Genomic DNA, 21,476 nt, shown 5'->3' on the forward strand with positions numbered 1-21,476 from the left:
GCTGGACGAAAACGCCCGTTGGCGGCTGCTGGAGGGACTGGACGACATCAGCCTCACCCTCCGGGAGGAAGACTCCATCGCCGCATACGAGGCGAACAGACTGCCCTTCAAGCCGAACGTCGTTCTGTAGTCCGCAGCCGATCCGCACAAAATCCGCCGACCCTGTGAACGGCCGGCGGAAAACGAACAACATTCACCGGGCCGCAGCCACGCGGACCGGGCGAATTAACCTCGTTCTGCGACCGCCCCAAACCAGGCGGTATGTCACGACGCAGAGCAAAGAGGTAGTCCATGTCCATGCCCACCAAGGCCGTTGTCGTCATCGCGGAAGAACTTCCGGTCGGCGTCGCGCTCAATACCGCCGCACTGCTGGGGATCAGCCTCGGCAATCGGGCATCGGATCTGGTGGGTGAGGACGGACCGGACGCCTCCGGGCACCGGCATCTGGGGATGAGTACGCATCCCGTTCCGGTGCTCAAGGCGTCCGCCGAACGCCTCCAGGAACTGTACGCGGACGCCGCGGCGCTGGACGGTGTGCTGGTCGCCGATATGAGCGAGGTCGCGCAGAAGTCGCGCACCTACGACGCCTATCTGGCGACTCTCGGCGGCACCAAGCCGGAGGACATGCGGTATCTGGGCGTGATGCTGCACGGCGCGCGGCCGGCCGTCGATTCCCTCACCGGACAGCTTCCGCTCTATCGCTGAATCCCGGCACATTCTCGCATGGTGAGACTGCTGCGTTCCCCTTCCGGCGCGGCGTGATCGGCGATCTGCTCTCTCATGTTCGCTGCGACGGTGCCGCCGCGCGCTCAGGTCGAATGAGTGAACGGCGAAATGGCGATAGGTGCTGAACAGATTCGGCATCACTGGTTCGGACCGCCCGCCATTGTTAGCTTCTGGGTCGTGGGGGTCGCCTTCTCGGCTGCGCTCCGCATCTCGCATGTTGATACTCACCAAACGCTGGGGGCTCTGTGTCAGTTGACAAGGGAACGCGACGTATATCGGTCTTCGATACGACTCTTCGGGATGGGGAGCAGGCCCCCGGGAATGCCATGACGCCCGAGGAGAAGCTCGATATCGCGCTGCGGATCGAGGCCCTGGGCGTGGACCGGGTGGAGGCCGGCTTCCCGGCCGCGTCGCCCCGTGACTTCGAAGCGACCCGGCTCATCTCCAAGAGCGTCACGAACGCTCAGTTCGTTACCTTCTGCCGTGCCGTGCGCGGCGACGTGGAGGCGGCCGTCGAGGCCGGCGGCACCGCCAACCACCAGGTGGAGACGGTGACCGTGGGCAGTGACATCCACCTCGAGTACAAGCGCGGCATCACGCGCAAGGAAGCCGTCGCGGAGATCGTCGACGTCGTCGAGTTCGCCAAGTCCTTCGGCGTCGAAGAGGTCGCGGTGGCCATCGAGGACGCCACCCGCGGCGCGGACGAGCACCTGCGCAACGTCTCCGAAGCGGTCGTCGAGGCCGGCGCGAGCTGCATCGTCGTTCCCGACACCGTCGGTGCCCTGGTCCCCGGGCAGTACGGTGAGCTGATCGCGAAGTTCCGCGAATGGGTGCCCGGCGTCCGCATTTCCACGCACTGCCACGACGACTTCGGCCTTTCGCTGGGCAATGCGCTGGCCGGCATGGAAGCGGGCGCCGACGAGATCCAGGTGACGCTCGGCGGAATCGGCGAGCGGGCCGGCAACACCCCGCTGGAGCAGCTCGCCGCCGTACTGGCGTACAAGAGCGATTACTACGGCGTGCACAGTGACATCGACCTGGCGGGCATTCACGACGCCTACGCCAGGCTCCGCGAGATCATCAAGCTGGAGGAGCCGCGCAACAAGCCCATCGTCGGGGCCTATGCCTTCGGTACCACCGCAGGCATTCACCAGCAGGGCCTGCTGCGCAACCCCGAGACGTACGAATACGTGAGGCCCGGCGTATTCGGCCGTGAGACCACGATTCTGATCGGCCGGCACTCCGGCCGTGCGGTACTGCGCCATCTGCTCGACCAGATCGGCGTCGAGGTGGATGACAAGCAGCTCGAAGCGCTCTACGAGACGCATATCGCCGAGCGTCCGGGCAGCGACTGCGAGGACCTTTCGGTGGTGCGCGACCGCCTCGAGCGCGAGCTGGCCGACTGGCCGCGGAAGGCCCGGTGAGTCCGGTGCCGAGCAAGGCGGAAGAACTGGTCCGCAGCTACTACGAACGGGTCGACGCCGACGATGTGGACGGCCTTCTGGGGCTCTTCTCCGAAGAAGCCGTCTACCGGCGGCCCGGCTATGAAGCGATGAACGGCCGGGCCGATCTGGAGGCGTTCTACCGGGGGGAGCGGGTGATCCGGAAGGGCAGCCACACCGTGCACACCATCACCGAACAGCTGCCCCGGGTCGCGGTCTCCGGAAGTTTCTCCGGCGAACTCAAGGACGGCCGACAGGTCTCCGTGGAATTCGCCGACTTCTTCACGCTCGAATCGGACGGTCGTTTCGGCCGGCGGGAAACGTTCTTCTACGCGCCGCTGGTGTGAGACCGTTACCGAACGATGGGGGAACTGTGGCAGGCAATGCCAAAGCCGTGGGCGTATCGGTGACGAGCCGGGCGCTCGCGATTCTCGGAGCATTCGACAGGGTGTACAGCGGCCTGTCGCTCTCCGACCTCTCCAGGCGCACCGGGCTTCCACTGGCCACGGCACACCGGCTCATCGGTGAACTCGAATCCTGGGGCGCGCTGGACCGCGATCAGGACGGGCGTTACCGGATCGGGCTGCGCATCTGGGAGCTCGGATCGCTGACGCCCAGCCGTACGGGACTGCGTGAGGCGGCCCTGCCGGCCCTGCTGTCCCTCTCGGAGCTGTCCCGCGAAGAGGTACAGCTGGTCGTCGCGGACGGCGACGACGCGGTGTGCGTGGAACACCTCGGGCCCCGTGAGGGCATCCGCTCGGCGGACCTGAGAGGACTGCGCAGGCCGCTGACCGAGTCCGCCTGCGGGCTGGCGCTGCTGGCCCATCGCGGCGCGGACGGCGAAACGGGACGGGCCGGCGGAGCACCGCGGACCGATGAGGCGCTGCGGGCAGACCCGTCCGTACGCAGCCGCCTGCCACTGATCCGCCGGCACGGCTGTGCGGTGCTCAACGACACCGGACGCCCCGGCCGGCAGACCGTCGCCATGGCCGTCTGTGACGAGGGCGTCGCCGTGGCCGCGATCGGCCTTTCCACGCCCGAGGGCTCCGCCATCGGGCACTGGAGAGAGATGCTGATCGCCGCCACGGCCGGTATCCAGCGGGCGCTGCCGCGCCGCCACGCCGTCGCGGCCTGACCGGCCGCGATCTCTGGGGCGCCCGGCACCACCCGGCCGGGCGCCCCTTCCCGTACAGGCGTTCCCTTGAACTGAACTACTCCCCGGTGAGGCATCACTGTGAGCAAGCAAATTGTCATCATCGGAGGCGGTGCCACCGCCGTGAGCGCCTTCGCGCATCTGGCGGGCAGCTCCGGGGTGGAACGGGTCACCTTCGTGGCGCCCGGCCCCATCGGCCTGGGCACCGCTTTCGGCACCACCGACCCGGCCCTGCTGTGCAACACCTCCGTGGACGTGACGGCCCTGAAGGCCGACGGGCGCTCGGACTTCCTCGACTACCTCGCGTCCCGCGGCCACCCGGTGCACCGCGCCGACTTCGCCCCGCGCTACCTCGTCGGCCAGTACTGCCGCGAGCGCTTCTGGCAGTACTCCGACACGGCCCGCCGGGCCGGCACCCGCGTCACCCACATCCGCGACCGCGCGGTGGCCATCGACCGGCACACGGACACGGACACGGACGGCACGGCGTACCGGGTGGCGCTCGCCGGCGGGGGATCGGTCACCGGCACCGACATCCTGTTCTGCGCGGGCGCGGACAACCCGGTCCTGCCGCCGGAGCTCCGCCCGTACGCCGGGCATCCCCGTCTGATGGCCACCCCGTACCCCTCGCACAAGCTGCGCGCGCTGCCCGCCGACGCCCGCGTCCTGGTCCTGGGCACCAAGCTGTCCGCGATCGACGCGGCGGTGACCCTCTGCAGGACCGGCAACCGGCGTACGGTCATGACCTCGCCCTCGGGCATGCTGCCGGCCGTCCGCAACCGCCTCGTCCGCCCGGCCACCCCACGGCTGCGCCAGGACGTCTGGGCGGCCCTCGCCGCGAGCGGCACCCCGGAAGGACCCGCGGACGACACGGCGCTGGACCGCACCGTCGCCCGCGAACTGCTCTCCGCCATCCGTGCCGGAGCGCCGGGCGCCCGGGTCGCCCGGCCCCGGCTCTCGGGGCGGCCCGCGCCCCTGCTGCGCGAGGAACGGCACCGCGCCGCGGCCGGCCGCATCCCCTGGGAGGACGTGATGGCGGAGCTCATCGACACCGTCAACGCCCAGGTGTCCCGCTGGCGCGCCGACGTGCGCGCCCGTGTGCTGCCCCGCTACCGCGCCCTGATGACCCGTTACATATCCGCCTTCCCGCTGCGCAACGCCACCCTGCTGGACGGCTGGCTCACCGAAGGCAGGCTCCGCGTCGCCCCGCGCTATCCGGAACGGATGGAGCCGAGCGGGACCGGCTGGTCGGTGCGCTGGCCGGACGGCACGACCGAGACCTTCGACCACATCGTGTGCGCCTCCGGATACCGGGTCGCGCCGCTGACGACCACCGCCACCGGCGTACGCATCGGAGGCGAGGCAGCGGACGGCGCCGCAGGCGGGGCGGGCGACGCCGGGCCGCGGCCGGAGATCCTCGAAACCCTGCGGATACGGCTGCGGCCCGACGGCCCCGCCGAACGCATCTGGGCGCTGGGCGCCGGCGCCGGTTCGCGCTTCCCCATCGTCAACTACCTGCGGGCCGCCGCCCAGCACGCGGCCGTCGTCGCCGACCAACTCGGGCAGTACAGCCCCGGAACAACCGAGCCGCTCGCCGAAAGGACGGCCCTGTGATCGCCCTCGTCAACCCCGTCTCCAGCGGAGCGCAACTGACCGAAGCCCTGCTGGAGGAGGGCGCCGAATTCCTGCACGTCTACACGGAGGACCGGGCGCCCGCCGCACCGTCCGGCGGCCTGCCGGTCAAGACCGTGGTGCACGCCGGCCTCGACGCGACCGCCGGACGGCTGCGCGCGATGGGCGTCAGCACCGTGCTCGCGGGCAGCGAGTTCGGCGTCACCCTCGCCGACGAGCTCGCCGAGGCCCTCGGCGTGCCGCACCACCGCCACGAGCTGCGCGCCGCCCGCCGGGACAAGTACTGGATGGCCCGCGCGCTGGCCGACGCCGGTGTGCCGCACGCCGGCACCGAAGCCGTGCGCAGCGAGGAGGAGTTGCGCACCGTGCTGGACCGCTGGGGCACCTTCCCCGTGGTCGTCAAGCCGTTCAACAGCGCGGGCAGCGACGGCTGCCACATCTGCCCCGACGCCGGCCGGGCCCTCGACGCCTTCCGCGCCAACAGCGGCCGGCGCAACCTCATGGGCGAGGTCAACGACGGCGTACTGGTCCAGCAGTTCCTCGAAGGCCCCCAGTACATCGTCAACACGGTGAGCATGGCGGGCCGCCATCTGCTCGCCGAGATCTACGCCGAGCGCATCGACCGCGAGCAGGGCGCGCCCGTCCTGCGGCACATCGTCTCCCGCCGCACGCTCGACGAAGCCGAGACCGAGCTCGTCGCGTACGTCATGCGCTGCCTGGACGCGCTGGGCGTCCGCGAGGGCGCCGCACACACCGAAGTGATCCTCACCGCGGACGGCCCGCGCCTGGTGGAGGTCAACTCCCGGCTCATGGGGCCGTACCTGTCCGCCGACGCCTACCACGTCGCGTACGGGTACAGCAGCCCCCATCTGCTGGCCGAACGCCTGTTGCGGCCCGAGGAGTTCACGAACCGCTTCGACCTGCCGTACGGGCCGGGACGGTCGCTCGCCAAGGTCTATCTTCGGGCCCACCGCGCCGGCACGGTGCGGGCGCTGGACGGTCTGCGCCGGATCCGCCGGCTCCCCGGATTCCACAGCGTGGCCCGGATCCCGGCGGTCGGCGAGCCGGTCCGGGACGGGCAGCTCACCACCGGCGGCTGCGGCGTCGCCTTCTTCGTCCACGAGGACGCCGAACTGCTCCAGCACAGCCTCGACGTCCTGCACGAGATCGAGGACGCGGGCGAGCTGTACCGCATCGAGGACGAGAGCGACGCGTCCCCGGCCGCGGAGAGCGGGAGCTGACCGTGCCCGTCCTCTGCATCATGGCATCGGTACTGCTGCAGTCCGGGGTGTACGGATTCGTCTCCGGCCGGCTCGGATCCACGGACAGTCTGGCGCTGTCCTGTGCGGGATTCGGCGCCGCCGCCGTGGTCTTCAATGCGGTGCTGCTGGTCCGGCGCCTCCGTGCGGGGCGGGGCAGCGCGCCCGTCGCAGCGCCGCCGGGGGCCGGGCGGCTGCTCCTGGCGATGAACGTGGTCACGGCCGTCACCTTCCTCAGCTTCTACGCCGCGCTGAGCTGGATCCCCTCCGCACTCGCCACCGGCATCGAGACCGCCATCGGCCCGGCCGTGCTCGCCCTGCTCGGGCTCGCCGGGATCGGCCGGCGAGCCACGGCTCCGGGCTGGGCGGCGGCGGGCCTGCTGGTGCTGCTCGGCGGGGCCATCGCCTGGAGCTTCACGGGGGACGGCGGGCTGCGGTCGGCCGGATCGGCGGCGGGGATCGGGCTGGTGCTCGTCGCGGGCATCGGAGCTTCCGTACTCGCCCTGGTATCAGCGGAGTTGGGGCGCCGGGGCATCGACCCCGTGCACGCCACCGCGCACCGCTTCCACCTCACCTTCCTCTGCGGCGGCGCGCTGCTGCTCGTCGTGGGCGGCACCGGCGCGGTGCGGTCGGCGGACTGGCCGGCGCTGCTGGTCACCGGTGTCCTGGCGGTCACCGTGCCACTGTTCCTGCTGCAGCGCGGGCTCCAGGGCGCGGACCCGATGGTCGCGATGGTGCTGCTGACCACGCTGCCCGGGGTCACCTATCTCGCCGAGACCGCCTTCCACGGCGGCTTCGACGGATTGTCGTTCGCGCTGATCTGCGCGCTGATGGCGGTCGCCCTGTGGTACGCCCGGCTGTCCCGGGAGGAACCGTCGAAGGGCGAGGGTGACGGCGACGGTACGGAGACCCGTTCCCGCGCGGAGTCCGGCCGGAAGTCCGGTCAGGAGTCCGCGCGGGTCCCCGGTTAGCGCAGCGCGGACAGCACCGCTTCGCGCGTCTCCTCGCTGCGCAGCAGGTCCTTGCGGTCGCAGTCGATCCGTACCTCCCGTACGTCGGCGGCCCCGTGCGCGAAATGGCGACCGGAGCCGCCGGCTGAGTCGATGTGCAGGACCTCGCCGTCCCAGGGGGAGACCCGGGAGCGGTGCGCGGCCACCAGATGGCTGAGCCAGTCGGCGTACGCGCCCGCCATGTGCGCCGCGCTCTCGACGGCCTCGGCCGGGCCGCTGCCCAGCGCGCGCAGCGCGTCAGCGGCCCGCCGTTCGAGGTCGTCCACGAGGGCGTCGACGAACCCCCGCGGATCGTCGGCGAGGCGGTCGGGGGCCGCCCGCTCGCGGACCTCCTCCTCGGACGGGTGGACACCCAGCTGGGCGAGCGCGTCGCGGTAGCTGTCCAGGACCGGGGCGAGCGTTCCGGGTTCGGCGTCGACGAGGACGAGCCGGGGCGCGGCCCCGCCCTCGGGCGCGACCGCACGGGCGAGTTCGAACGCCAGCGGGGCCGAGGCGCAGTAGGCGGCGATGGCGGTGACCGGGCCGGCGGGCGCCGGGTTGGCGAGCAGCGACCGCGCGGCGTACGCCGAGCCGTCCGTGACCCGGGGCAGCGGACGGCGCAGCAGGTCGTGGGTCCGTACGCCGTGCCCGTCCAGGCGGAGATCGGCGAACCGGGCCTCCGGACGGTAACCGGGGTAGTCGAGTACGAGCAGCAGCGGCTCGTCGTGGTGGTCCATCAGTGCTGTTCCTCCAGCGAGCGGAGTTGTGCGGTCATGAGGTCCGCCATGTCGTCGAACATGCGGCCCATGAGGGCGAGTTGGCGGGTGGCCACGCCGGACTCAGGCGTCCCGGGGACAGCGGATTGCGGAGTCCCGGACCGAGGCCGCGCCGTGCGGGACTCCGTGGCCGTCTCCGGAGGCGCGGACATTGCCGGTGCCGTCCCCGGCAGGGCGGGGATCTCGTACCGGTCGCGGCGGAACGGATGGCCCGGCAGCGGGATCCGCCGTCCACGCGGCGCGATGCTCGCCCAGTCCACGTCCGTGCCCTGCTCGTACAGCGCGCCGAGCGCGGGCCACAGCGCCAGGTCAGGACCCGCGCCGCGGGCCCGGCTCGCCGTCCAGCGGCTGTCCGGCAGGGCGGCGCGGCCCATCCCGGTGAGCACGTCCCCGGGGCCGATCTCCAGGAAGTCCGCGCAGCCGGCCGTGCGGAGGGCCGTCAGGGCTTCGTGGAAGAGCACCGGTCGGCGGGCCTGGCGGACCAGGAAGCCGGCGTCCAGTACGGTCCCCGCGTCCAGCACCGTGCCCCCGGCGGTGTCGGCGCACGGCATCCGCAGCGGCGTGAAGCGCACCTTCGCGGCGGCGTCCCGCAGCTCGTTCGCGACCGGGTCGAGCAGCGCGGAGTGGAAGGCCCGGTCGACGGCCAGCCGCCGGTACGCGAGGTCCTCGGCGGCCAGCAGGCGTTCCGCGGCCTCGACCCGCTCCGGCGCCCCGGAGAGCACATGGGACCGGAGGCCGTTGACCGCGGCGACATCGAGACCCGCCGCGTCCCCGACGCGCCGTACGGTCGCCTCGTCGGCGGCCACGGCGAGCATGCCGCCGGCCACCGCCCCGCCGCTCATGGCGCGCCCCCGGGCGATGACGAACCGGAGACCGTCCTCCAGCGAGAACGCGCCGGCATCGCAGAGCGCGGCGATCTCGCCGAGGCTGTGGCCGATGGCGTGCGACGGCTCGACACCCACCGACCGCCACCACCGTGCCTGCGCCATCTGCAGGGCGAACAGCGCGGGTTGGGCCACCGCCGGCTGCGAGGGTGCGGCTTCGGCCCCGTCCGCCAGCAGCACATCGAGCAGACTGCCGCGCTCCGTCCGCCGGTGGATCTCCTCGCAGGTGTCCAGCACCTCGCGGACGACGGGGAGTTCGGCGTAGAGGCCGCGGGCGGCGTCGACGGGGGAGGTGCCCTGCCCGGAGAAGGCGAAGGCAGGCGGTCCCGGGCGGCCGGCCGCACGCCGGTCCCCGCCCTCGCGGCCGGCCAGGAAGTCCCCCAGGGAAGTGGCCAGTTCGGCCGCCGTCCGGCCGTACACCACGGTCCGGTACGCATGGTGCGTCCGGCCGCGCGCCAGGGTGAACAGCACGTCGGAGGCGGAGATGCCGGGATGCCGGGTGAGGTGGTCGCGGAGCGCGACCGCCAGCTCGCGCAGCGACTCCGGGTCGCGGGCGCTGACCGGCACCGGTACCGGCGCGGCGGGCAGCGGTGCTGCGGACCGGACGGGTGGCTCCTCCAGGACGACATGGGCGTTGGTGCCGCCGAACCCGAGCGTGCTGACCCCCGCACGCCGCGGCGCACCCTCCTCGGTGGCCCACTCGCGGGTCTCGGTGGCGAGCCGGAACGGACTCTCGGCCCATGGCAGCCGGGGGCTGGGCCGGGTCGCGTTGACCGTCGGCACGAGGGTCCGGTGCCGGAGCATGAGCACCGTCTTGATCAGTCCGGCCATCCCCGCGCAGGTGTCCAGATGCCCCACGCTCGGCTTCACCGAGCCCAGCACACAGCGCTGCCGGGTCCGGCCGGCACCGTCCCCGGGCGTCCCGTACGCGCGGGCCAGCGCGGCGAACTCGACCGGGTCGCCCAGTTCGGTGCCGGTGCCGTGGGCCTCCACGTACCCCACCGACTCGGGCGCGACCCGGGCGCGGGCCAGTGCCTGCCGTACCGCCTCGGTGTGGCCCCGTACCCCCGGCGCGGTGAACCCCGCCTTGGCGTCGCCGTCGTTGTTCACCGCCGAGCCGAGCAGCACGGCATGGATCTCGTCGCCGTCCGACAGCGCCCGGTCCAGCCGCTTCAGCAGTACGACGGCGACTCCATTGCCGCCTACCGTGCCGTCCGAGGCGGCGTCGAAGGCCCGGCAGACGCCGCTCGGCGACAGGATGAAGTCGGGCTGGTAGGCATATCCGGCCTCCTGCGGCAGATGCACGGCCGCGGCTCCGGCCAGCGCCAGGTCGTTCTCGCCGGACAGCAGGGACTGGGCGGCCAGATGGACGGCCACCAGCGAGGTCGAGCAGGCCGTCTGGACGCCGATCGCGGCGCCGGTGAGGCCGAGCCGGTAGGCGACCCGGGTGGCCAGGAAGTCGTACTGGCCGCCGATCAGGCGCTGCATCTCCGCGGCGATGCCGCCGGTGCCCGAGCCGTGCCGGGCGTAGTACGGCAGGCGCGGGCCGTAGAGGTTCATTCCGCCGCCCGCGTAGACGCCGATGCGGTGACCGTCGTCGCCGCCGGACCCGGCGTCCGCGTACCCGCCGTGCTCCAGCGCGCGCTGGCAGCACTCCAGGAACAACCGGTGCGCGGGGTCGGTCAGTTCGGCCTCGCGCGCGCTCATCCCGAAGAAACCGGCGTCGAAGCGGTCGGCGTCGTCCAGCACGCCCGCCACCGGTACCCGGTCCGGCCCGGCCGGCGCTCCCGGATCCGGCGCGAAGGCGCGCACGCTGCACACCCCGGCCCGCAGATTCTCCCAGTACTGATCGACATCGGCGGCGCCGGGGAGCCGCGCGGCCATGCCGACGATCGCGATCCGCCGGTCGTCGCCGTCCGGCGGCCCGCCGACGCGTTCCTGCGCCGCGGCATCCCCGGAGCCGTCGCCGGTCGCCGCCAGATGGGCCGCGAGGGCGACCGCGCTCGGGTGCTCGAAGAGATCGGTGTCGGTGAGCGGCCGGCCCAGGTCACGCTCCAGGCGCAGCCGCACCCGGACCAGCGCGAGCGAGGTCAGCCCCAGTTCGAAGAACGGCGTGGCCGGGTCGGCCGGCCGCCCCAGGACGTCCTCGACGGCCGTACGGATGTGCCGCAGCAGCTCCTGTTCGGTGCGGTGGGCCATGTCAGGGCTCCTTCCGCGCCGACGCCAGCCGGTCCGCCATGGCGCGGACGGTCGGCGCGGCGAAGAACTCGGCCACCGGGATCCTGCTGCCCAGCTCCGCGCGGACCCGCTCCAGCAGCCGCACAGCGGACAGCGAGTTCCCGCCCGCGTCGAAGAATGACCGGTCCGGCGGCACGGTGCCGCCGCCCAGCTCGACCGCCCACAGCTTGGCCACCCGCTCCTGCAGATCGGCCGGCTCGCCGGGGCCGTCCTCGGCGTCCCGGCCGTCGGCGGGCGTCGCGGTGCCCATGGCCAGCAGCCGGGCGCGGTCGAGCTTGCCGTTGGGGCCGTAGGGCATCCGGTCCAGCCGGAGCCAGAGCTGCGGCACCAGGTAGTGCGGCAGTACCGCGCCCAGCCGCCTGCGCAGCGGCGTACTCCAGTCGTCCCCGGGCGCTGCCTCCGCGCCGTGGCCGGCGCGCGGGCCGTCCGGTACGACGTACGCCGCCAGCGCCGTCTCGCCCGCCGCGTCGGGCCGGGCCAGCACCGCGGCCTCCCGTACGCCGGGCAGCCCGCTCAGCGCCCACTGGGCCTCTTCGGGCTCCACACGATGGCCGCGGATCTTCACCTGGGTGTCCCGGCGCCCGTGGTACTCCAGGACGCCGTCCGACCGCAGCCGGACGAGATCGCCGGTCCGGTAGTACCGCTCCGCGTCGCCGGAAGCCGGCGCGGCCGTGCCGAAGCCGCGCTCCGTGCTCTCGGGATCACCGACGTAGCCGTGCGCGACCTGCACGCCCCCGATGAGGAGTTCACCGACCACCCCGACCGGCACCGGCCGGTCGTGGCCGTCGACGATGCGGACGGTCACGTTGTCGACCGGCCGGCCGATGGGCGGTACCGGCCCGGCGGCCGGATCGACCCGGTGCGAGGTCACCACCACGGACGTCTCGGTCGGCCCGTACTGGTTGCACAGCGTCAGCCCGGGGCACGCGGCGGCGAGCGCGCGCAGTTCGGGCGTGAGGGTGAGCTTCTCGCCGCCGATCAGGAGCTGCCGCAGCGACGGCACCCGCGCCAGCTCGCCCGCCAGGCTCTTGAGCGGCGTGAACGGCACGCTCATGCGCTGCACTTCGTACTCCCGCAGTTGGTCGGCCACCGCGGCGGGATCGTGGCGCGTCGCGTCGTCGAGGAGGACCAGCGTGGCGCCGGAGCCGAGGGTCGAGAAGATCTCCTGCACGCTCACGTCGAAGCCCGGTGAGGTCCACTGGACCGTGCGCAGCGTCCCCAGCGTCCGCAGCTGCCAGCGGATCAGGTTGACCGGGCCCCGGTGCGGCACGGCCACCGCCTTCGGCCGGCCGGTCGACCCGGAGGTGTAGATGAGATACGCGGCGTCCTCGGGGTCCACTGTGCGCCCGAGAGGCGTGTCCGGCAGGGCGTCGTCGAGGTCGTCGATCCACTGGACGGGGCACGGGAAGCTCTCCGCGTCCCCGCCGTCCGCCTCGCGGTCGGCGACGACCAGCGCGGCGCCACTGTCCGTCAGCATGAACCGGCGGCGTTCGGCGGGCAGCGAGCGGTCCACGGGTACGTACGCGGCGCCGCACTTCAGGATGGCGAGGACCGCGGTGATCAGGGCCGTACCGCGCGGCAGACAGACCGCAGCTGTGTCACCCCGGGCCAGGCCCCGGGCCGCGAGGGTGTGCGCGAGCCGGTTCGCGGCGGCGTCGAGCGCGCCGTAGCCGACCGGCTCGCCGTCCCCCACGAGGGCCACCGCGTCCGGTGTCTCCGCGGCCCGCGCCTCGACCAGCCCGTGGAGCGTCGCCGGGTCCGTGGGGTCCGCGTCGACCCGCTCGCCCTGCAGGCGGTCGAGGGTCCGCCGGTCGCTTTCGATGAGGGCGGGCAGCCGGGACAGCGGGAGGCCGGGGGAGTCCACCGCGTGGCGCAGCAGCTCCGCCACGTACTCGACGATCCGGCGCACCGTGGTCCCGTCGAACAGTTCGGTGTCGTACTCGGCGGTGCAGCGGATGCCGTCCGGGCGGTCGGCGAAGTAGAGCGTGAGGTCGACCGGTGTCTCGTTGCGCGGTACGTCGAGCAGCTCGGCGGTCAGGCCGGTGCCGCCGAAGTCGGGCGTGCTGTGCGCTTCGAACTCCACCATCACCTGGAACAGCGGGTTCCGGCCCGCGGCACGCTCCGGGTTGACCGCCTCGACGACCTGGTCGAAGGGGATGTCCCGGAACTGCATGGCCTCGGCCGTCCGCGCGCCGACCCGCCGTACGAGGTCCCCGAAGGCGGGGTCGCCCGACAGATCGAGCCGCAGCGCGACCGTCTCGATGAACATGCCGACCGTGTGCGCGGCGTCGCTCGGCCGGTTGCTGACGGCCGTTCCGAGCACGACGTCGTCCTGTCCGGCGAACCGACCGAGGGTGGCGCCTACCGCGCCGAGGAGCGTCATGAACAGTGTGCAGCCCTGCTCCCTGCCGAGCGCCCGTACGCGCTCGGACAGCGTGGCTTCCAGGGTGTGCGCGAGGCTGGCGCCGGCCGCCGGGGCCGCGGTCCGCGGCCGGTCGGTGGGCAGTTCGAGGGGCGCGGCCCCGGACAGCTCGCGGCGCCAGAACTCCAGGCCCTCGGCGAGGTGACCGCCGGACGGGGCGTCCTCGTCCGCGGACGGCGCGGCGGCGGTGCCCACATCGGCGAGATCCGTCGGTTCGCCGGGCCAGGCGCGGTAGAACGCGGCCAGGTCCTGGCACAGGACGCCGGTGGAGGCGGCGTCGAAGACGATGTGGTGGGCGACCAGGTACAGCAGATGGCGGTCGTCGGCGAGCCGGCCGATCCGCGCGCGCAGCAGCGGCCCCCGCGCGAGATCGAAGTCCTCGGCGTCCGCGTCGTCCCGCAGACGCAGCAGCGCGGTGTCGTCGTCGAGGCCGGCCAGCGGGACGACCGGGCAGTCGACGGCGACGGAGTCCAGCACGGTCTGCTCCAGGACGCCCTCGGCGTTCTCCCGGAAGACCGTACGCAGCTGCGGATGCCGGTCGACGGTACGCCGCAGGGCGACCCGCAGCGCATCGGTGTCCAACGGGCCTTCGAGGAGCAGCGCCTTGGGCTCGTGGTAGGTGTGCCGGCCCGGGTGCATCCGGTCGAGCAGCCACATGCGGCGCTGGAGGGGGGTGGCGGGGGCGCGCCTGGGGGCGGCGCGCCGGTCGTCGGTCCGGAGGGCGGCGTGCCGGTCGTCGGCGCGCGGAGGGTGCCGGTCCTCGGGCCGCGGGGTGTGGCTGTCCTCGGGTCGCGGGGCGTGGCCGTCCTCGGGCCGTGGGGCGGACCGTGTGTACTCCTCGCGGAGTCCGTCCAGTTCGGGAAGCGCGTCGAGCATCAGGTCCGGCCGCACACCGAAGTCGATGAAGCAGCCGATCTCGTCGGCGCCCGCCGCCGTCAGCGCGTCCAGCACCGGGCGAACGCTGTCCCGGCTGCCGATCAGCGCCCGGGACGCGCAGTACCGGTCGTACGCCCGGTCCAGGACGAAGCCCAGGTCCTCCGGGTCCGTGGCCGCCAGGTCGACGTCGATCCCGAGGCTGTTGGCGAGGGAGTCGAAGAGGCCCAGCGAGGACCGCAGATAGTCGCAGAAGGGCCGGCGGGCCTCCTGCCGCGCCCGTTGCGCGTCCGCGCCGAGATACGTGTGGACGAGCACGACGACCCGGCCCGCGTCCGGATCCAGGCCGTGGGCCGCGCGGGTACGCCGGTAGAGCGCGATGTTCTCCCGCAGGTCCTCGACGCTCTGCGACATCAGATTGGTGACGATGCCGAGCCCGGCCCGCGCCGCCCGCGCATAACTGTCCGGGTTCGACAGCACGGCGGCGAACATCGGGGGCGATTCCTGTACGGGCGCGGGGTGCAGGGCGATCTCCACCGCCTCACCGGTGCCGGACATGGCCGGTACGGCACGCCCGGCCCACAATTCCCGTACGGTCTCCAGCCCTTCGTACATCACGTCCCGCTGGCGGCCGTAATTCTCCGGCGCCAGCGCGAAATCGCGGGAATGCCAGCCGCTGGCGAAGCTCAGTCCCGCCCGGCCGCCGGAGAGATTGTCCACGACGGACCATTCCTCGGCGACCCGGACGGGATGGTGCAGCGGGAGCACGACGGAACCGGCGTGCAGCCGGATGCGGGAGGTGACGGTGGCCAGGGACGCCGCGAGCACCGAGGGATTGGGGAAGAGCGCGCCGAAGGAATGGAAATGCCGCTCGGGGATCCAGAGCGTGTGGAATCCTCGCTCGTCGCCGAATTGTGCGGCCTTGAGCAGGTGTTCATAGCCGACCGCGGCGTTCTGGTCCGGATAGTCGCCGAAGAAATAGAGGCTGAAATCGGGGCGGTTGGTGGGGCCCGGTGTCGCGGCGGGCCGCGGGGAGGGGGCCGTCGCCGCCGCAGGCGAGGGCAGTCGGGGGGCCTCGGGGGCCGGGGTGCGGTCCGCCGGCGGGGCGTCCGCGGGCCGTAGCCCGCCGAGCACCCGAAGCTGCTCGGCCGCCAGCTCCGAGAACTTGGTGAACATCCGGTCCGCGAGCTGCAGCTGGGCATTGACGACCGCGACGGCCGACTCTTCCGCCGACTCCGCCAAGGGCCCTGCGGCCGGCTCCACGGCGGGCCCCGCAGCGGGCTCCGAGGCGTCCTCCTGGGCAACCTTCTGGGCCGCCACCGAAACCGCCCCCCGCTCCGCCAGCACCCCCGCCAGCTTATGCGGCGTATCGGTCCCCGAGAACAGTTCCCGGACCGAGACCCGCACTCCGAATTCCTTCTGTACCTCTCTCACCAGAGCCATCAGGGACAGCGAATCCGCGCCGGAGGCGACGAACGTCCGGTCACCGTCGAGCTGTTCCGCCGGGCGTCCCAACTGCCGGGCGACCAGGGCCAGTACGTCAGTAGTGCTTGCCACTTCGCGATTCTCCATTCCTCCGCCGCCCGTCACGCGCCGCGTCGCCAGAACGCGCCCAGGCCGTCGATGTCCTCGATCGGCTCCGTCACGCCGTATTCGTCACGCCAGTCGTGGACCGCTTCCCGGCACACCGGAATGTGGTAGTCGTCGACGATGACGAATCCGCCGGGGGACAGCTTGGGATAGAGATGGACGAGTGTGTCCCTCGTGGATTCGTAGAGGTCGCTGTCCAGCCGGAGAATGGAAAGCCGGTCGATGGGCGCGGTCGGCAGGGTGTCCTTGAACCAGCCGGGCAGAAAGGACACCTGCTCGTCCAGCAGCCCGTACCGCTCGAAATTCCCGCGCACGGTGGTCAGATCGGTGGCGAGAAACGCGTTGTACTGGTCTGTCGCCAGTTCGCGGTCGCCGTCGTGCGTCGTGGCATCCGCCTGCGGCATTCCCTGGAAGGAGTCGGCCACCCATACCCGGCGGTCCGTGACGCCGTACGCCTTGAGAACCGCCCGCAGGAAGATGCAGGTACCGCCGCGCCACACCCCGGTCTCGATGAAGTCGCCGGGAACGCCGTCCGCCAGAACGGTCTTGACGCAGCTCTCCACGTTCTCCAGCCGGCGTATTCCGATCATGGTGTGCGCGACGCTCGGCCAGTCGACGCCCAGCCGCCGGTTGAGCTCGTCGTACTGCTCGGCGGGCGCCCAGGCCGCGGGGATGGGCGGGTCCTCGTAAATGGTGTTGGCCAGGACCTTCTTCATCAGGTCCAGATAGAGCTGTGCGGTGTTTTCGGTCTGTTCGGTCTGCGCGGTCGAGTGCACGACAACCATCCCAGGGCGTCTCAGGGGGAGGGACCGGTGCGGGTGATCCCGCTCTGGACCCTAGGGACGTTGTGCCGCGTCGCGGCCGAGTCTTCCGCAGGACGAAAGCCTTCTGCCGGGCCGGCCCGCGCTCGTGACATCGTCGCCGGGTCGGCCGGGCGCCGGCCTAAGGAGCGGAGGAGAGACCTGGTGTCCATGCGCGTGGGCGAGTTGATCGGGGAACAGGTACGGCGGCGTCCCGACGCCACCGCCCTGATCGCCCCGGACGGCCGGATCGGCTACGCGGAACTGGACCGGCGCGCGAACTCGCTCGCCGGGCGCCTGGTGCGCGAAGGCGTGCGCCCGGGGGACGTGGTGCTCGTCCAGGCGCCGCGCGGTCTGCGGCTCGGCGTGGCCGTGCTGGCCGTGCTCCGCGCGGGCGGTGCCTTCTGCGTCGTGGACCCCCGCTACCCCGAGGACCGCACCCGCCACATGTGGCAGCGCAGCGGGGCACGCCTCGCACTCACGACACCGGACCAGGCACCGGCCCAGGTGCCGGACGGTCTCCGCGTGCTGGTGATGGACGGTACGGAAGGGGCAGACGGGACCGGAGCTCCGGACGACGCGTACGAGCCGGTCGCGGTGCGCCCCGAGGACCCGGCGTACGTCGTCTTCACCTCGGGCTCCACGGGCGGCCCCAAGGCCATCGCCATGCCGCACCGCGCCCTGGACAACCTCATCGCCTGGACCCTGGCCAGTACGTCCGGCCGGCCGTTGCGCACCATGATGTTCGCGCCCCTCGGCTTCGACGTCTTCGTGCAGGAGGTCTTCACCGCCTGGTGCAGCGGCGGCACCCTCCACACTCCGGCCGATGACGAACGCGCCGACCTGCAGCGCGTGCTGGACCGCCTGATCGAGTGGGAGATCGAGCGGCTCTTCGTCCCGCCCGTCGCGCTGAGCCGACTGGCCGACCTGGCCCGCGCGTTCGGCCGCTTCCCGACCGGGCTGCGGGAGGTGGCGGCGGCCGGCGAGGCGCTGCGCATCACCCCGGGAATCCGCGCGTTCTTCGAGCGGCTGCCCGGCTGCCGGCTGCACAACCACTACGGGCCCGCCGAGACGCATGTGGCGGTCGCCCATACCCTCACCGGCCCGCCGCGCTCCTGGCCCGACGCCCCGCCCATCGGCCGGCCGATACCGGGCTTCGCGGCGCATGTACGCGCCGGCGAACTGTGGCTTTCGGGAGTGGGCCTGGCCCTGGGGTACGTGTCCGAGCGGGAGCTGACCGCCGAGTGCTTCCCGGTGGCCGAGGCGGCGCCGGGCGGGGCGCGGGTCCGTATGTACCGCACCGGCGACCTGGTCGCGCGCCGCCCGGACGGCATTCTCGAGTACCGCGGTCGGGCCGATGACCAGGTGAAGATCCGGGGCTACCGTGTCGAGCCCGCCGAGATCGAGGCCGTACTGGGCCGCCACCCCGCGGTCCGGGAGTGCGCCGTGGTGCCGTGGGAGCCGTCGCCCGGCGCCGAGCAGCAGCTGGTCGCCCATGTGGTGGCCGAGCCGGGGTACGAGGCCGGGCAGGAGACCCTGCGACGGCATCTCGCCGCCCGGCTGCCCGACCACATGGTCCCGCGGCACCTCCGTACCGCCGCGTCGCTGCCGCTCTCCCCGAACGGCAAGATCGACCGCAGACGGCTGCCGCCCCCGGTGACCGACCCGGCCCGTACGCCCTCCACCGGACCCGCCGCGTCCTCCCCCTCCCACCGGGGCGGCGTCGAGGGCGCCGTCACCGAGATCTGGTCGGAGGTACTGGGCGTGCCCGTCGGCACGCGCGACGCGTCCCGGCCGTTCGGCGAACTGGGCGGGACGTCGCTCTCGGCCGCCCTCCTCGTCACCCGCCTGCACGCGCGCTTCCAGGTGCGGATCGACATCCACGAGTTCCTGGAGAAGCCGACCATCGGCGCGCTGACCGCCCTGGTCACCGAACGGAGACCGGTATGAGGCCGCCCTGGATCCGCACCTTCCACCGCTCGGCCGCCCCGGCCCGCCGGCTGCTCTGCTTCCCGTACGCGGGCGGCTCGGCGAGCTACTACTTCCCGCTGTCCGCCGCGCTGTGCCCCGCCGTGCAGGTGCTCGGCGTGCAGTACCCCGGCCGCCAGGACCGGGCAGCGGAACCGGCAATCGAGGATCTCGGCGTCCTCGCGGACCGGATCGCCGAGGCGGTCGCCGAGGACATCGAAGGCGCCCGGCCGGTCCTGTTCGGCCACAGCATGGGCGCCTTGCTCGCGTTCGAGACCGCCCGGCGCCTGGAGGAGAAGCACGCCGCGCCGCCCGCCGGTCTCATCGTCTCGGGCATGGTCCCGCCGGACCGCCGCCCGGCGCTCCGCCTCGGCACCGAGGACGAGATCGTCGAGGAGCTCCGCCTGCTGCGCGGTATCGACCCGGCGCTGCTGGCGGACCCGGAGCTGCGCGCCCTGATCCTGCCGGCGCTGCGCAGCGACTGGCGGGCGGTCGCGTCGTACGCACCGGATACGCACGCGGTCCTGTCCTGCCCGATCACCGTGCTGACGGGGCGGGACGACGCAGTGGTGGACCCGGACGCCGCAGGCGGCTGGGCCGCCCGGACCACCGCGGACTTCTCCCTGCGTACGTTCCCCGGCGGCCACTTCTACCTCGACGGCTTCCCGCCGGAGATCACCGCGGCCGTCAAGGCGGCGACCTTCCTGGCCTGAATCCCCGCACGCCCCAAGCCCGCAAGCCCGCAAGCCCGCAAGCCCGCGCACTCCGGGCCCGCGCACCCAAGGCCCCCTGCCCCGGCGGCCCGAAAGGACAGCATCCACCATGCCGGTACGGCTCTATCTGCTCGCGGCCGGGACCTTCTTCCTCGGCACGGACGTCTTCGTCATCGCCGGCATGCTGCCCGGGATCGGGCACTCCCTCGGTACGACGCTCGCCGCCGCCGGCCAGCTCATGACGGCCTTCTCGCTCGCCTACGCCGTGCTCGGCCCGCTGCTGTCCGGCGCGCTCGGCAACCGGGCGCCGCGCACCACCCTCACCGCCGCGCTCTGTGCGGCAGCGCTCGGCAATCTCGTCTGCGCCGGCGCCGACTCGCTCCCGGCCGCGATGGCCGGCCGCGTGCTGGTGGCCGCCGGGGCCTGCCAGTTCACCCCGCAGGTGGCGGCGCTGGCCGCGGCGCTGGTGCCCGAGGACCGGCAGGGCAGGGCGCTGGCGCTGGTCAACAGCGGGCTGGTGATGGGCTCCGTGCTCGGCGTCCCGGCCGGCACGTGGGCCGCCTCGGCCTTCGGCTGGCGCCCCACCCTGGTCGCCCTCGCGCTGGGCACGGCCGCGGTCGGCCTGGGCCTGGTCAGGGGGCTGCGGGGGATCGGTACGGTACGGCCTGCCGTCGGCGCGCGCGAGCGGCTCGCCGCCCTGCGCGGACCGGGCATCCGGGCCGTACTGGCCGTCACCGTCTGTGCCGTGATCGCCGAGTACTCCGTCCTCACCTACGCGGGCGCGGTGTTCGCCGACGCGACCGGCGGCGACGGCACCCGCCTCGCGGTGCTGCTGCTCGCCTTCGGCCTCGGCGGCATGGCGGGCAACACCTTCGCCGGGGCCTGCATGGACCGGCCCGCCGGCCGCCGGCTCGTCCTGATCTCGGTCGTCGGCATGGCCGTCAACTTCCTCGCCATGCCCTGGGCCGTGACCTCCTTCCCGACAGCGCTGGCGTCAATGGTGCTGTGGGGCGTCACCGGCTGGATGTACGCGGCGCCGCAGCAACACCGGCTGCTGCGGCTGGCCGGGCCCGCCGGGCCGCTCGCCGTATCGATGAACAGCTCGGTGATCTACGTGGGAGCCGCGCTCGGCGGCGCGACCGGCGGCCTGCTGCTGTCGCTGCTGTCCCCGCTGGACGGCCGCTGGATCGCCCTCCCCGCCGCGGCCGCCTGCGCCCTGGCGCTCGTGCCCGAGGCCGCCTTCCACCGCGCGACGCGGACGCGCCGGGCCACGCCGCTGCCGTCGGCCCGCTGACCGTACCGAGCCGAGCAGCAGGCTGACCGTACGGAGTCGACCAACCCGTTGAGCATACGGAGCCGGGCGTCGCTCAGGGCCGTCCCGGCGCGCCCGCGCGGAGGCCGGCCATCACGAGGTCCAGGAGGCGGGTCGCGCGGGTCTCCCAGTCCCCGTGGGCGCCGATCTGCCAGAGGCCGGCGATGGCGAGCAGGAAGTCGTCGGGGGTCACCCCCGGGCGGATGGTGCCGGCCTCCTCGTTCGCGCTCAGCAGGAGCGTGACGGCAGAGGTCAGCGGGGCGTGCCCCAGGCCGGCCAGGCTGCCCTGGGAGCAGGTGGCCTTGCGCATCGCGTCGGCCAGGCCGGCCTTGGCCATCGCGTACTGGGCGAGGCGGCTCATCCACTCCCGCAGCGCCTGGTCGGGCGGGCGGGTTTCGAGGAGCTGGGCCGCGGCGTCGGCGACCTGCTGCATCTCGTAGCGGTAGACCTCCAGGACGAGCGCCTCGCGGTTGGGGAAGTTCCGGTAGAAGGTCCCCTGCCCGACGCCCGCCTTCTTCGCGATCGTGCTCAGCGGGGCTTCCGCCGAGCGCGTCAGTTCGGTCAGTGCCACTTCCAGGATGCGCTCGCGATTCCGTTGCGCGTCCGAGCGCAGTGGTGGGTCGTTCGGCTGCTGCACTCGTCCTCCTTCCGAGAACCGCGGACGGGAATCACCGCCGGGCGGGCCTTGCTAAGCGGACA

Annotated in this window: 15 protein-coding genes and 1 pseudogene; 11 read left to right on the forward strand and 5 right to left on the reverse strand. The window is 73.0% G+C overall.

The annotated features are described in order from the left end of the window. The 8 genes and pseudogenes from IG84_RS0113590 to IG84_RS0113625 all read left to right on the forward strand — a co-directional run. Positions 1-130 (forward strand): annotated as a pseudogene (locus IG84_RS0113590) (3-isopropylmalate dehydratase small subunit); the annotation flags it as partial. 161 nt (positions 131-291) lie between these two features. Further along, a complete protein-coding gene (locus tag IG84_RS0113595) occupies positions 292-705 on the forward strand; it encodes a DUF2000 domain-containing protein (RefSeq protein ID WP_031055605.1) in 414 nt (137 codons plus the stop codon). Positions 706-971: 266 nt separating this feature from the next. Further along, a complete protein-coding gene (locus IG84_RS0113600) occupies positions 972-2,150 on the forward strand; it encodes a LeuA family protein (protein ID WP_031055610.1) in 1,179 nt (392 codons plus the stop codon). 5 nt (positions 2,151-2,155) lie between these two features. Continuing rightward, positions 2,156-2,515: a nuclear transport factor 2 family protein gene (locus IG84_RS0113605; protein ID WP_031055613.1), complete on the forward strand. Its 360-nt coding sequence runs from the start codon at positions 2,156-2,158 to the stop codon at positions 2,513-2,515. Positions 2,516-2,541: 26 nt separating this feature from the next. Then, positions 2,542-3,303, forward strand: coding sequence for an IclR family transcriptional regulator (locus IG84_RS37965; protein ID WP_157848870.1), 762 nt, complete (start codon positions 2,542-2,544; stop codon positions 3,301-3,303). Between the two features lie 99 nt (positions 3,304-3,402). Next, a complete protein-coding gene (locus tag IG84_RS41575; protein ID WP_031055620.1) occupies positions 3,403-4,935 on the forward strand; it encodes an FAD/NAD(P)-binding protein in 1,533 nt (510 codons plus the stop codon). Further along, positions 4,932-6,194, forward strand: coding sequence for an ATP-grasp domain-containing protein (locus tag IG84_RS0113620; RefSeq protein ID WP_051861691.1), 1,263 nt, complete (start codon positions 4,932-4,934; stop codon positions 6,192-6,194). Before IG84_RS41575 ends, IG84_RS0113620 begins: the two co-directional genes overlap by 4 nt. A gap of 20 nt (positions 6,195-6,214) precedes the next feature. Next, positions 6,215-7,183: an EamA family transporter gene (locus IG84_RS0113625; protein ID WP_157848871.1), complete on the forward strand. Its 969-nt coding sequence runs from the start codon at positions 6,215-6,217 to the stop codon at positions 7,181-7,183. On the opposite strand, the gene IG84_RS0113630 is transcribed toward IG84_RS0113625, so the two are convergent. From IG84_RS0113630 to IG84_RS0113645, 4 genes are read right to left on the reverse strand one after another with little or no spacing between them, the layout of a single operon-like run. Continuing rightward, positions 7,180-7,938 carry a hypothetical protein gene (locus IG84_RS0113630; RefSeq protein ID WP_031055629.1) on the reverse strand — a complete coding sequence of 253 codons (759 nt, stop codon included), beginning with the start codon at positions 7,936-7,938 and terminating at the stop codon, positions 7,180-7,182. The two genes, IG84_RS0113625 and IG84_RS0113630, sit on opposite strands and share 4 nt — an antisense overlap. After that, on the reverse strand, positions 7,938-11,060 hold the full coding sequence (locus tag IG84_RS0113635; RefSeq protein WP_051861692.1) for a type I polyketide synthase: 3,123 nt from the start codon (positions 11,058-11,060) through the stop codon (positions 7,938-7,940). The genes IG84_RS0113630 and IG84_RS0113635 overlap by 1 nt, the downstream gene beginning before the upstream one ends. A 1-nt stretch (position 11,061) precedes the next feature. Further along, positions 11,062-15,951: a non-ribosomal peptide synthetase gene (locus IG84_RS0113640; protein ID WP_051861693.1), complete on the reverse strand. Its 4,890-nt coding sequence runs from the start codon at positions 15,949-15,951 to the stop codon at positions 11,062-11,064. Positions 15,952-15,980: 29 nt separating this feature from the next. After that, positions 15,981-16,760: a TylF/MycF family methyltransferase gene (locus IG84_RS0113645; protein WP_245659346.1), complete on the reverse strand. Its 780-nt coding sequence runs from the start codon at positions 16,758-16,760 to the stop codon at positions 15,981-15,983. Positions 16,761-16,955: 195 nt separating this feature from the next. Between IG84_RS0113645 and IG84_RS0113650 the strand changes: the two genes are divergently transcribed. The 3 genes from IG84_RS0113650 to IG84_RS0113660 all read left to right on the forward strand — a co-directional run bounded on the left by IG84_RS0113650 (position 16,956) and on the right by IG84_RS0113660 (position 20,759). Next, on the forward strand, positions 16,956-18,734 hold the full coding sequence (locus tag IG84_RS0113650) for a non-ribosomal peptide synthetase (RefSeq protein ID WP_245659354.1): 1,779 nt from the start codon (positions 16,956-16,958) through the stop codon (positions 18,732-18,734). After that, the gene (locus tag IG84_RS0113655) at positions 18,731-19,465 is read left to right on the forward strand and encodes a thioesterase II family protein (protein ID WP_037800236.1); all 735 of its coding nucleotides are present in this window, start codon (positions 18,731-18,733) and stop codon (positions 19,463-19,465) included. Before IG84_RS0113650 ends, IG84_RS0113655 begins: the two co-directional genes overlap by 4 nt. A gap of 109 nt (positions 19,466-19,574) precedes the next feature. Next, positions 19,575-20,759 carry an MFS transporter gene (locus IG84_RS0113660; RefSeq protein ID WP_051861695.1) on the forward strand — a complete coding sequence of 395 codons (1,185 nt, stop codon included), beginning with the start codon at positions 19,575-19,577 and terminating at the stop codon, positions 20,757-20,759. 73 nt (positions 20,760-20,832) lie between these two features. On the opposite strand, the gene IG84_RS0113665 is transcribed toward IG84_RS0113660, so the two are convergent. Then, a complete protein-coding gene (locus IG84_RS0113665) occupies positions 20,833-21,414 on the reverse strand; it encodes a TetR/AcrR family transcriptional regulator (protein WP_031055649.1) in 582 nt (193 codons plus the stop codon). Positions 21,415-21,476 lie beyond the last annotated feature (62 nt).

Source organism: Streptomyces ochraceiscleroticus (assembly GCF_000720485.1).
GTDB lineage: Bacteria > Actinomycetota > Actinomycetes > Streptomycetales > Streptomycetaceae > Streptomyces > Streptomyces ochraceiscleroticus.

Coding starts and splice junctions, on each gene's coding strand:
- IG84_RS0113595 (WP_031055605.1), top strand. CDS start 292: ATGTCCATGCCCACCAAGGCCGTTGTCGTCATCGCGGAAGAACTTCCG.
- IG84_RS0113635 (WP_051861692.1), bottom strand. CDS start 11,060: ATGGCCCACCGCACCGAACAGGAGCTGCTGCGGCACATCCGTACGGCC.
- IG84_RS0113630 (WP_031055629.1), bottom strand. CDS start 7,938: ATGGACCACCACGACGAGCCGCTGCTGCTCGTACTCGACTACCCCGGT.
- IG84_RS0113655 (WP_037800236.1), top strand. CDS start 18,731: ATGAGGCCGCCCTGGATCCGCACCTTCCACCGCTCGGCCGCCCCGGCC.
- IG84_RS0113650 (WP_245659354.1), top strand. CDS start 16,956: ATGCGCGTGGGCGAGTTGATCGGGGAACAGGTACGGCGGCGTCCCGAC.
- IG84_RS0113660 (WP_051861695.1), top strand. CDS start 19,575: ATGCCGGTACGGCTCTATCTGCTCGCGGCCGGGACCTTCTTCCTCGGC.
- IG84_RS0113625 (WP_157848871.1), top strand. CDS start 6,215: ATGGCATCGGTACTGCTGCAGTCCGGGGTGTACGGATTCGTCTCCGGC.